Source organism: Psychroserpens sp., assembly GCF_036960315.1.
Taxonomy (GTDB): Bacteria; Bacteroidota; Bacteroidia; order Flavobacteriales; family Flavobacteriaceae; genus Psychroserpens.
This window is the reverse complement of record NZ_JBALVR010000018.1, coordinates 17,854-30,822: the sequence shown is the minus strand read 5'-3', so window position 1 is coordinate 30,822 and position 12,969 is coordinate 17,854. Positions and strand designations below refer to the sequence as shown.

Genomic DNA, 12,969 nt, shown 5'->3' with positions numbered 1-12,969 from the left:
CCAGTAGCTATTAGTGTTGTTGATTCCCCTGTAGTAATAGTAACATTACTTCCTGCATCTGTTGTTGGCAATGCATTTACGGTCACTATAACAGAATCGTCATCTGAAACGGTTTCGGAAACATTAAAAGCCGTCACTGTATATGTTGTTGTTGCATTTGGGTTTACAGAAATGTTAGCCGTAGTTTCTCCTGTACTCCATAAATAGGTTATTCCGCCAGAAGCCGCTAACGTTGTACTTCCGCCATTACAAATTGAAACATCTGTTCCTGCGCTTGCCGTGATCGTTTCTGTTCCTACGGAAACAGTTACGTCATCAGAAAATTCACATCCATTTGAAAATCCGGTAACGGTATAAATTGTTGTACTATTTGGTGATACCGAAATACTTGGCGTTGATTCACCTGTACTCCATAAATAGGTGTCTGCTCCAGTAGCTATTAGTGTTGTTGATTCCCCTGTAGTAATAGTAACATTACTTCCTGCATCTGTTGTTGGCAATGCATTGACTGTAACAACAATATCGTCTGTGTTTGAACAGTTGTTTTCAAAAACTTCAACTGTATAAGTTGTGGTTGTATTTGGATTAACTATTATAGTTTGCGTTATTTCTCCCGTGCTCCAAAGGTATGATGAACCTCCAGAAGCTGTTAAAGTTGTTGAATTTCCGAAGCAAATCTCAATATTAATTCCAGCATCAGCAACCGGAATATCGTTTACGGTTACAATAACACTATCCTCTTCTGAATTTGTACCAGATAAACTAAAAACAGTTACTGTGTAAGCCGTTGTAGTTGTTGGTGAAACGTTAATAGACACTGAAGTTTCTCCTGTGCTCCAAAGATAAGTTGTTCCTCCTGTTGCTGTAAGTGTAGTGGATTCTCCAATACAAATCTCTGTGTCAATTCCAGCATTAGCATTGACACTGTCATCTAGCAAAAAAACAGTAACAGAATCTGTACTCTCGCAATTATTTGTTGTTCCAGTCACAAAATAAGAGGTGTCAAGAATAGGGTTTACTGTAATACTCTGTGTCGTCTCTCCAGTACTCCATACATATGAGTCTGCACCTGTAGCGGTTAATGTGACCGTTTCTCCAATAAAAATTGTTTCGTCTAATCCTGCATCTACAGTTGGTATTTCGTTTACAGTTACAACAACCTGATCTGTACTAGAACACGTATTTTCAGTAACTTCTACCGAATATGTACTAGTTGTATTGGGGTTGACTGTAATAGATTGTGTTGTGGCTCCATTACTCCATTGGTAAGATGTACCTCCAGAAGCAGTTAAAGTCACTGCTGTACCTTGACATGTTTCTATATCGTTTCCAGCATTTGCTGATGGAATTGCATTTACTGTTATAGTGATTTGATCTTGTGTTGTACTACCGTCAGAATGCGATCCAGTAACTGTGTATATGGTTGTTTCAGTTGGAGATACAGTGATATTTGCTGAAGTTTCTCCATTATAATCCCATACATAAGAATCTGCACCAGAAGCCGTTAAAATAGCTTCTTCTCCTTCACAAATTGCATCATTGTCTGCATTGACACTTACTTGACTCCCTAAGGTTTCAAGTGTTAATCCATTAAGATAATATTCAAGGTTTGTATAACCGTCTGGTTGTACAATGTTTCTGTCTGATGCATTATTAGGATTTAATCCATTTTCGTTTTCCCAAAAATCAGGCATTCCGTCATCATCACTATCTGCAGGTGCAGGACCATTTTGTATTGTTGGGTATATACCAGAGCTTGCTAGTGTACCATTACCGTTATTGTATTGATTAATTATTCTAACATCTACAGCATCTCTTGCAGGTAAACTAGCTCCTACATGAGGTAAAATATCATTGGCGACTGAGGATGCACCTATTACATTCACCCCTGAATCAGCATAAGGTGTAGTTTCAATATATGGATTTAAGATACTACTATATTCAAGTATTCCATTAGGAGTAATATTACCATCTATATATGCATAAGTTTCTGATGGTGTTGTTTGCCCTGCGGGAGTACCATCTACAGCAGCTCCATTGACTGATGTTTGACTAGATGCTCTATAATGATTATTTAATACTGTAAACTTACCACCTAAACTTGGAGATGTAGCCCATTTATATCCATAAATCAAATTGTTAATCATTTCAAAAGCAAATGTTCCATCAGTAGGATAACCATTTCTAATATTTCGTTCATTATTATGAGCAAAAAGATTTTTATAAAATGTTTGATTAAAAGTATTTGGACCTGCTAACATACCATAATTACCTTCTGAAATAATACAATTTTGAACAGTAATATTTCGAACAGTTCCCGGAGTAGAACCTGATCCTCTAGTATTGAAATTTTCATCATCAGCCCAACTAAATGAGCAATGATCAACAATAACATCTTCTACAAGAGTATTCGACCAAGCTGTAATGCTTAATGCATCTGCAGTATTAGCAGCAGATGACCCAGGTCTGAATCTAATGTATCTTATAATAGCATTTGAATCTTCAACTTGTACCATTGAGCCTCGAATTAATATACCATCACCTGGAGCTGTTTGTCCAGCCAGAGTAAAGTCTCCATCTGTAATATAAATAGCGCTAGTTAAGGTAATCGTCCCTCCTACTTCAAAGACTATAGTTCTTGCTCCTGAAGTTAACAATGCAGCACGTAGACTACCTGCTCCAGAATTATTTAGATTTGTAACTTTTATTACTTGGCCTCCTCGTCCACCACTAGCGTTTTTACCAAAGCCTTCGGCTGTTGGAAAAGCGAGTTGTGCATAACTGTTGAATGAAAAACAAAAAATTAGTGTTATAAGTAGACAACAAAAAGAGTTTCTTGAGATTCCATAGGAATCCCAGTTAAGATTTGGGGATATCATTTGCTATTAATTTTGGGGCTTAATTGCTAGGCAATCTAAATTATTTTTTTAGTTAAATCGTTTAAAGTACTAATTATTCGTTAAAAAGTATTAAATCGTATATATTTACTTACAATAATTATATTTATCCTATAATATGTAATATAACATGGATGAAATACTCTTAACAGTTTTATATACGGGCTAAACTTTATAAAGGATGTTTTGATAACTAACTTTAACGTTTGTAGGAACCTACCTGCCCAAAACAGCCATAAATACTTACAATTCTTAATACACTTAAAAAACTAAAATCAACAAAAAAAGAAGCATAGCACCGTTTGATTAATTATTTTATTCTTATAATTTGAACTATACTCTATTAACAAAATCAGATAGTTATACGTAACTTCTTTTGCAATTAAAATCCAACGTAAAGAAATAAATTAGGAGTTGGCTTTAAGCATGCATTTCATACCAATTTAAAACCGGTTAATCTAAACAGTTTAGTTTAATACTAAGGAAGAGAAAAAAAAAATTATTTTCGTAGTACGAAAACATGATTAAGAAGTGTATTTCGATATATCTTTATAAGATATTCATATATAAAGAACAACTATCAATTAATTCCAAAATTTAACGTGATTAAATTTATATGAAAGGGGATTTATCAAAAATTGCAATTAGACATTTACAACATATAGCAGAATATTATTAATATGGAACCAAAAATCAGCATCATAGTACCTGTTTATAATGTAGAAAAATACCTTCACAGATGCATTGATAGTATAATTAATCAATCGTATAAAAACTTAGAGATTATACTTATAAATGATGGGTCATTAGATAGTAGTGGTGAAATTTGTGATTACTATTCCAATATGGACCTTAGAGTACTAGTTATTCATCAAGAAAATAAGGGCTTAAGTGGGGCTAGGAATAGTGGTCTTAAAATAGCTTCTGGTAACTATATTGGATTTGTTGATAGCGATGATTGGATTGAGCCAGATATGTATAAAACTATGTTAAACATTTTGGAAAAGCATGATGTAGATATTGTAGAGTGCGACTTACTTTCAACCACTGAAGTAAATAATGGTATTGACAGAAGTGGCTCCTTAGTTATGGAAGACAGATTGCAAGCATTAAAAAGAATTATTAAGAACCAGGATTTTTCCGTTTGTAGCAGATTATATCATAAAAAATTACTTCAGGAAATTTCTTTTGTTGAAGGAAAAAACTCTGAAGATGTCTATTTTACATTCGATCTTTTTAAAAACATTAATAACTCTATTTATCTATCAAATATGTTCTACAATTATTACATAGCAGGTGATAGCATTACTAGGGGTAAATATAAACTTAAAGTATTAGATTCTGTTGATGCTGCATTACACTTGAAAAATAAAGTGTATCATGAAGAAAACGATAAGGAGCTTAAAGAAATAGCAAGGAATTTTCTGTTAGATGTTTTACTTTATAACTACAAAATGCTTCATTATAATTCTACTTTTGATAGTACGTTAAATCATAGAAAAAAAATTAAAAATTTAATAAACGAAAATTACAATAAAAATAATAATTCGCCTTTGCATCTAAGACTAGCAAGATTTTTACCAATAAATATTTTTAATTTATTTGTTAAGTTGAATTCTTTACTAATATATAAACAACGATAAGGTGTTGTATTTCAATATATTTGCCTTGATATGTCCAGAATAAAAAAAACAATTAAGAATGCGAGAGTTGGTGTTTTCTTTTATAGCATTACACTCTTTATCCATTTTTTTTCTCGAAAAATATTTCTAGAAGGCCTAGGTGATGAATTTATTGGACTTACCTCAACATTACAAAGTATTTTAGGTTTTTTAAACTTAGCAGAATTAGGTATAGGTACAGCTATAGGAGTTACACTTTACGGACCCTTATTTCAAAATAACAAAAAAGAGATAAACAATATAATAGCACTTATAGGCTATTTATACAAAAAAATTGGATTAGGGATTTTTTTACTTGGCTTAGTTGTCTCTGTTTTCCTTCCTTTTATATTCTCCGAAACTACTATCAATCTAACAATTGTTTATTTCGCTTTTTTTAGCTTTTTAACATCTTCATTGTTAAGTTATTTTATTAATTACCATATTGTAATTTTACAAGCTGATCAAAAATCGTATGTAGTTTCCTCTATTTATCAATCAATTACTATTCTTAAGCTGATACTTCAGTCTGTTCTCGTTTATTATTATCAAGCGTATTATCTATGGATTTTACTTGAACTTATATTCCCAATAATATATTCAATAGTATTAAGGTCAAGAATAAAAAAAGAGTACCCATGGCTAATATTGAATAACAAACAAAATAAGTCTATTATAAAGGGGTATCCGGACGTTATTAAATTAATTAAACAGACATTTATTCATAAAATAGCAGGTTTTGTTCTAGGTGGTACCGATCACATTTTAATTTTTGCATTGGTAAATTTAAAGAGTGTGGCTTTTTTTGGTAATTATCAACTTATCTTTCAAAAACTAACCCAACTAATAAATAATTTTTTTGGAGGGATTAACGCAGGAGTCGGAAATCTAGTCGCCGAAAATGATTATGATAATATAAGAAAAGTGTTTTGGGAAATGATGGCACTTCGATTTTTAGTAGGTGGATTTATATGTGTTAATCTCTACTTTCTAATAGAACCATTTATTTTGCTTTGGTTGGGTGAGAAATACGTTTTGGATCAATGGATTTTAATACTTATGCTCATAAATCTTTTTATATCACAAGTTAGAACGCCGGTGGAAAATTTTAAAAATGCATATGCATTATTCTGGGATGTTTGGGCCCCAATTGCAGAAGTAGTCATAAATTTAAGCGTTTCATTAATATTTGGAATGATGTGGGGGATTAAGGGAATTATGTTCGGAACACTAATAAGTTTATTAGTTATCGTAATATTTTGGAAGCCCTATTTTTTGTTTAAATATGGCTTTAAAAAAAACGTTTTGGAATATTGGAAAGGGTTTTTAAAACTATTTCTCACGTTAATTTTTTCACTACTATTAATTTGGTGGTTAGTCAAGATGTTCTACACAGTGAATGTCAATAATTACTTCGATTGGTTTCTATTGTCAATTAAAATTAGTTTTATCACATTGATGGTTTATGTTCCAATCTTATTAATGAATCGTGGCTTTAGAGATTTAATGTATCGCTTTAATAACATCATTAGAAAAAAACTATTCAAAAAAAATGACGAATAGAAAAACAATTGGATTTACAATTAACAGTTTAAATGCCGGAGGTGCTGAGCGCGTCATTACTTCTTTAGCAAATGAATTAGTCACAAATTACAATGTGATAATAATTACGGTAATAAAATGTGATTCGTTTTATGAGCTAAATTCAAAAGTAAAGTTGTTGAGTTGCGATTTAACTGTTCCTGAAAAACAAAATAAGATTAGTGCCATTAATAACAACATATATATTATAAAAAAAATAACTAACCTTATAAAGCTAGAATCTATCGACCTCCTGATTGGTTTTACCACTTCTGTTAACGTTCTTACAATACTATCTGCCAAATTAAATAATATACCATCAATAATTAGTGAACGTAATAATCCGGTAGCCAACCCTCCTAACAAATTTTGGAAGACATTAAGAAATTTCACCTATAAATACGCAAATTATTTAATTGTCCAAACCTCATCTAACAAAGCATTTTATTCTCAAATACTACCTTCAAAAAAAATTGTAGTTATTCGTAACCCAATTGCATCAGTTTTAGCGTCTAAAAGAATTATTAGAGAAAAAAACGCAAGAAATAAGACGATATTAACTGTAGGAAGGCTTGACTCTAATAAAGCTCAAGATGTATTAATAAGAGCATTTTCAAATATTTCAAAAAGTAATGATTGGCAATTGCAGTTAATTGGAGATGGAAATAAAATGGAAGAATACAAAACTATTGCCACAGACCATAATATAATTGATCGCGTATCTTTTTTGGGGAATGTTACTAATGTCCACGACTATTATAACAACGCAGGTATATTTGCTTTTACTTCAAAATCGGAAGGATACCCAAATGCTTTGGCTGAAGCCCTATATTTTGGAATGCCAAGTATTTCTACAAATTGTCCGCACGGCCCATCAGATTTAATAGAAAACGAAATTAATGGACTATTAATTGAGGTTGATAATCAAAAGATGTTGGAAATTCAATTAAAGAGACTCATGACAAATGAAAATTTAAGATATAATTTAAGTAAAAGTGCTATAACAAAAAGTAACAAATTGGACATCAGCTTAATTACGGCATCATGGATGAAATATTTCAATAAATTATTATAATGCGTACTGTAAATAAATTATTCTCATAAATAGAGTTCTATATGGTAAATTTTTGATTTCTTTACTCCTAATTTTTAAGCCAAATTATTTCTAATAGTCTCAAATGAAAATATTAAGATTCATTGTTATTACATTCTCTATTTGGTATCTACCTACATTTATACTTGAAGTTTCTGGAGAAACAGCTGGCTCTTACACTAGCTATTTAATGTTTATAATGATTCTTGGCTATTACTTTTTAGCACCTAAAGTTAAACCTTATTTTACCCTTATATTTTTAGGAATTACATATTACTTAATTTCAGGATTAGCCTATTCTGGAGATTTTGATTATTTTATTTTCAAGTTCCTTAAGTTTATTGTTTTTATAGTTGGAATGAGTGAGTTAGTAACACGATGCAAACCAAACTATCTCTTCTATTTTTTACTTGTAGGAGCACTTAGTATAATTGTTAATGCCGTATTCTTCCCTCATATGTATGGAAGGTATAGTGGGTTTTATCTCAATCCGAACTTAGCTGCCCTTGTAGCTTTGATAGGTTTTTGTTTTTGTTATAAAGTATCAAATCGAATATTAAGAATGATTGGTTTTATCATTTTTATCTTCGCTGGATTTCTCACCTTCTCTCGTTATTTTATTCTCATGTGGATATTGTTGAGTCTTATTTCAGTTTTTATTGATAGAAAAAACGCAGAAGTGTTGGGCCTTGGTATAGGTAGTGGGATAATAATTTTTGCAGTAGCCTCTTTATTACAATTAAATCCTTATCGATTTAAGGCCATAGAAAATATACTTGGGGATCAAGTTGAGCAAGGCACAAGGGTTTTATCTGAAAATTCTCGGGTTGAGACCTGGTCGCACTTTTTTGATGATATTTTAAATAATATCATCTTTGGTAATGGATTCTCTTCATTGAGTGGAGATACTGGCATTAGTGTCGGTGTTCACAATTCCATTTTGCTAACTATAGGCGAAGCTGGAATAATTCCATTTTTTATCATGATCATAATGTTTGGTAGACTTTTTTACTTGGGGTTAAAGAAGATGAAAGAAGAATTGTTCGCTGGTCTATTAAGTTTAGTAATGTGTTCATATATTTTTGTGTCTCATAATTTTTATGATAATTATCTGTTATTATTTTTCTTGATATGGCTATCATGGTATTTAAGCAAACCGGCTAACGATGCTAAACCTGAATTAGAAACAATATAAAAATAATTTATTTATGTGTGGCATATACGGAACAACCTTAAAGTATAGCGAATCTGATGTTCATTTAACTTTAGTTGCAGTTTCAGTAATGGGAATATTAGTGGTAACACATAATTATTTCGCGAATGAAATCTTGATTTTTATTTCTATTTTGCTCTTAGTAAGATTGGGTGACAAATCCAATACTATTGGAGTAGCTGATGATGCAGAAGATGTTTCAATTTTAAGATCACTATAAATGCTATTCAACTCCATTGATTTTTTAATCTTTTTTCCAGTAGTATTTGCTATATATTGGATGTTAAAGAATAGTGTTTCTAAGCAAAATATTTTACTGCTCATTTCTAGCTATGTATTTTATGGCTGGTGGGATTGGCGATTCTTATCACTTATCGTATATAGCTCTTTTATAGATTATATCGCTGGCTTAAAAATTGAAAATTCAACAACTAAGAAGCAAAGAAAACGATGGCTTCTTTTAAGTCTAGTATCGAACTTAGGCTTGTTAGCTATTTTTAAATACTATAACTTTTTCGCAGATTCTTTTTCTCAAGCCATGTCAACTTTAGGATGGCAGGTGGATGATTTAACCTTAAATATTATCCTACCTGTTGGTATAAGCTTTTATACGTTTCAAACGCTTAGCTATACCATCGATATCTATAGAAAAAATATTAAGCCAACACAAAACCTTGTTGTTTTCTTTACCTATGTGAGCTTATTTCCTCAATTAGTTGCTGGTCCTATTGAACGTGCATCTAATTTAATTCCGCAGATAAAAAATAAACGTGTTTTTAAATCATCGCAATTTAAGGATGGCATTTTTCAAATTATTGTTGGACTATTTAGAAAAATTGTAATTGCAGATAATTTAGCAATTTATGTAGATACGGTCTATGGCAGTCCGGAGTTACATAATGGTTCAAGTCTATTGCTCGCTACTGTTTTTTATGCATTTCAAATCTATTATGATTTCTCAGGATACTCAGACATTGCAATTGGTACTGCAAAGCTTTTAGGTTTTAACTTTAACCAAAATTTCAATTTTCCATACTTCTCAAAATCTATTACAGAATTTTGGCGTCGATGGCATATCTCCTTGTCTTCTTGGCTTAAAGATTATCTCTACATTTCTTTAGGCGGAAATAGAAAAGGTATTAAAATTACCTACCGAAACCTTTTAATAACAATGTTAATTGGTGGATTATGGCACGGAAGCTCTTGGAACTTTGTCATTTGGGGAGCAATTCACGGTGTTGCTCTAGCCATAGAAAAATACACCTTTTCAAAACTAAAAATTAAAAACTTTAATGTTTTAGGTACCCTTTGGACGTTTTTAGTGGTGTTATTGTCATGGGTGTTTTTTAGAGCTCAAGATTTATCTTCTGCAACACTAATCATGAAACGCATTTTTAGTTTTGATTATACCATGCCCTTCATTGGAAATATTAATACGGTTACTATTGCCTTACTTATGTTAGCATTAGGACTAAGTTTCGATGTGTTCATTTTCCGAAGAAAAGTAGCTTTAGAATATTATGGAAGCACTATTAAAACTAGCTCCCTCGCCGTTTTTGTGTCAATAGTTATTATCCTTCTTGCTTTATTTTACTCTACATCTAATAATTTTATTTACTTTCAATTTTAATATGAGATTAAACTAATGAAATCGACACTTAAACTTGTTCTTATTATTTTATTACTAACCTATGGTATAGATAAGGTCGTTTATTTGGTGCTGAATAAAATTAGTGACAATGTGATGACCGGACAATCCATTGGTAAATTAAACCAGTTTCTAAGTCAAAAGGATTCCATAAATTTAATTGCATTTGGTACCTCACGATCTAATCATCACATTGATGTAAAAAAATTGAATATTTCAAGCTATAATATGGGAATGGATGGCAGTTCCATTGCCTATGCCGCGACATTAATTAAGTTATTACCAAAAGGCAAAGACCAAACAGTCATTCTTAATATTGACCCAAATAAACTATTTATTGATGATTATGATGGATCTGATATAAAAGGTCTCATTACAAAATACAATAGAAATAGAACTGTTAAAGAGGACATTAAAGACATAAATCAAGATAATGTTCTTCAATATTTCTTATGGTCATTAGACTATAACGGAAAGGCTCTTGGTATTGTAAAAAACTATATTTCTCCAAAATATGATTATGAGTCCTATTATGGATTTGATCCATTAGAGGTTTCAGAAACTCAAGCCGAACAATTTAAAAATACTTTGCAAATTGAATCAACCTATGATTGTGATAAAAAAAAGAATATAAATCCTTTAGTTTGGAAATACATCAATGTCATTAAGGTGTTTTGTGAAGAAAATAACAAAACCCTTATTATGCTAACAACACCAACTTATGAGCCTGTATGTAAGGTACAATATGTGAAATTAGCTGAAAAACTAAAATCTATTGAGGTAACTTATAAAGACTATTCCGGGTTTTTTACACAAAATAAGGACCTAACATACTGGAAAGACAAAACACATCTCTCATCGAAAGGAGCAACGGTTTTTACAGAATTTCTAAAACAAGACTTACAGAAAAACAATTTAATAAAACCAAATAACTAAATATAACTAGTGACTATAATACACATATCAAGTAGTATATCTATTTTTGTTTCAAACAAAAATATCCAAATAGAATAAATTTATGTGCGGAATATACGGAACAACCCTAACATATAATGAACAACAAGTCAAGGATAAACTAAAGCGTACAGCTTTTAGAGGTCCAGACAAAATGGGTTGGCAATTCTATGAACAAAACAAGCACAAAATTATATTTGGTCATAATAGGTTATCAATTATAGATTTAGATCCTAGATCTGACCAACCATTCACCTACTATGAGCATATTCATATCGTTTTTAATGGCGAAGTTTACAACTTCAAATCCATAAGGGAAACACTCATTAAATTAGGGTATAAATTCAATACTACTAGTGATACAGAGGTTTTATGTGCTGCCTATTTGGAGTATGGTCAAGATTGTGTAGATCACTTTAATGGCATGTTTGCTTTTGTAATTTATGATGAAAAAAAACAACAATTTTTTGGAGCTAGAGACCGTCTAGGACAAAAGCCATTTTACTATTATCATAACGGAACAGACTTTGAATTTGCAAGTCAGATATCATCCATCCAACTGCATATGGATAATCTTACTATATCAGAGCGCGCTATTTCATACTACTTAGCTTGGGGAAACATTCCTGATCCGCAATCAATTTTTAACGAAGTAAAAAAGCTTAAAGCCGGACATACATTTACCTTCGATTTAAATACTGGTGATTTTAATACAAAACCGTATTGGGATATCGACTATAAAAATGAACATCCATTTAAAGGATCCTATGAAGATGCCAAGCAAGAACTCAATGAGATTTTAAAAGATGCCGTTTCAACACGTCTATTTGCAGATGTACCTGTTGGTGTGTTTCTTTCTGGAGGTATTGATTCTTCATTAATTGCAGCTAAGGCAACAGAAACGTCTTCAACAAAAATTAAAACCTTTTCAGTTAAATTTAATGAAAAAGGATTTGATGAAAGCAAGTACGCACAACAAGTCGCAGATCATTTACAAACCGATCATCATGTTATTGAATGTAATTATGATGAAGGAATTGACCTCATTAAAGGTTTTAATGAGTTTTATGATGAGCCGTTTTCAGATTCATCCGCAATACCTTCAATGCTCCTTTCAAAACACACTAAAAAACATGTTACAGTTGCATTATCTGGTGATGCTGGTGATGAGAGTTTTATTGGATACCACAGATACAATTGGGCAAGAAAGGGCAATAAAATATATAAATTGCCTCAATCCTTTAGAAAACTGTCTGCTAATGGATTAAACTTAATTCCGTATTACAGGTTAAAAGTTATTGCTAAAACCATCCAGTATAAAGATTCAAATGAAGCTTATTTAAATGCCATGACTGGTCTAGATCAATCATTTATTAAAACAGACTATAACAATCGTGATGTAGAAGAGCTAAAGTATTTGATGCACGACAAGAAAAATCTAATTGAACGTGTAAGTGATTTCGATACTAAAACCTATCTTAATTGGGATATCAACACAAAAGTAGACAGAGCCACTATGGCGTTCTCTTTAGAAGCTCGTGCACCTCTCCTTGATCATCGTGTGGTTGATTTTGCTAATTCACTACCAACGGACTTTAAATTTAAAAAGGGCACAACCAAACGCATCTTAAAAGACGTGTTATATCAATCGGTTCCTGAACATATTTTTAACAGACCAAAATCTGGTTTTACCATGCCTTTTGCGCGTTGGTTCAAAGAAGATTTAAAAGACTTTGTTTTGAGCGAACTTAACGATGAGGCATTAAAATCTATACCTTGTATTGATGTAGAAAAAGTTCAGTTTATGATTAAACAGCATATGGATGGCAGCTGGAATAGATATCCACTCATTTGGAAATTGTTAGTGTTAAAGCAATGGCTTAACGATAATGGAAAAGGACTTCCTATTGTATAAATAAACG

General features: G+C 31.6%; 8 protein-coding genes and 1 pseudogene. 8 read left to right on the top strand and 1 reads right to left on the bottom strand.

The features are described from left to right. Positions 1 to 2,879, bottom strand: a pseudogene (locus tag V7719_RS18445) (hypothetical protein); the annotation flags it as partial. A 698-nt stretch (positions 2,880 to 3,577) separates the two neighbouring features. Here V7719_RS18445 and V7719_RS18440 point away from each other — a divergent pair. From V7719_RS18440 to asnB, 8 genes are all read left to right on the top strand, one after another. Next, on the top strand, positions 3,578 to 4,540 hold the full coding sequence (locus V7719_RS18440; RefSeq protein ID WP_335731426.1) for a glycosyltransferase: 963 nt from the start codon (positions 3,578 to 3,580) through the stop codon (positions 4,538 to 4,540). A 30-nt stretch (positions 4,541 to 4,570) separates the two neighbouring features. Further along, entirely contained in the window at positions 4,571 to 6,121 is a 1,551-nt protein-coding gene (locus V7719_RS18435) for a lipopolysaccharide biosynthesis protein (protein ID WP_335731425.1), read from the top strand. Then, positions 6,111 to 7,214, top strand: coding sequence for a glycosyltransferase (locus V7719_RS18430; protein ID WP_335731424.1), 1,104 nt, complete (start codon positions 6,111 to 6,113; stop codon positions 7,212 to 7,214). Before V7719_RS18435 ends, V7719_RS18430 begins: the two co-directional genes overlap by 11 nt. 103 nt (positions 7,215 to 7,317) lie before the next feature. Continuing rightward, complete coding sequence (locus tag V7719_RS18425; protein WP_335731423.1) at positions 7,318 to 8,427, top strand: hypothetical protein; 1,110 nt, start codon at positions 7,318 to 7,320, stop codon at positions 8,425 to 8,427. Positions 8,428 to 8,440: 13 nt separating this feature from the next. After that, the gene (locus tag V7719_RS18420) at positions 8,441 to 8,665 is read left to right on the top strand and encodes a hypothetical protein (protein ID WP_335731422.1); all 225 of its coding nucleotides are present in this window, start codon (positions 8,441 to 8,443) and stop codon (positions 8,663 to 8,665) included. Then, a complete protein-coding gene (locus V7719_RS18415) occupies positions 8,666 to 10,075 on the top strand; it encodes an MBOAT family O-acyltransferase (RefSeq protein ID WP_335731421.1) in 1,410 nt (469 codons plus the stop codon). A 15-nt stretch (positions 10,076 to 10,090) separates the two neighbouring features. Continuing rightward, positions 10,091 to 11,029, top strand: a complete 939-nt coding sequence (locus V7719_RS18410; protein ID WP_335731420.1) for a hypothetical protein — start codon at positions 10,091 to 10,093, stop codon at positions 11,027 to 11,029. 82 nt (positions 11,030 to 11,111) lie between these two features. Further along, entirely contained in the window at positions 11,112 to 12,962 is a 1,851-nt protein-coding gene (gene asnB, locus V7719_RS18405) for an asparagine synthase (glutamine-hydrolyzing) (protein WP_335731419.1), read from the top strand. Positions 12,963 to 12,969: the final 7 nt, after the last annotated feature.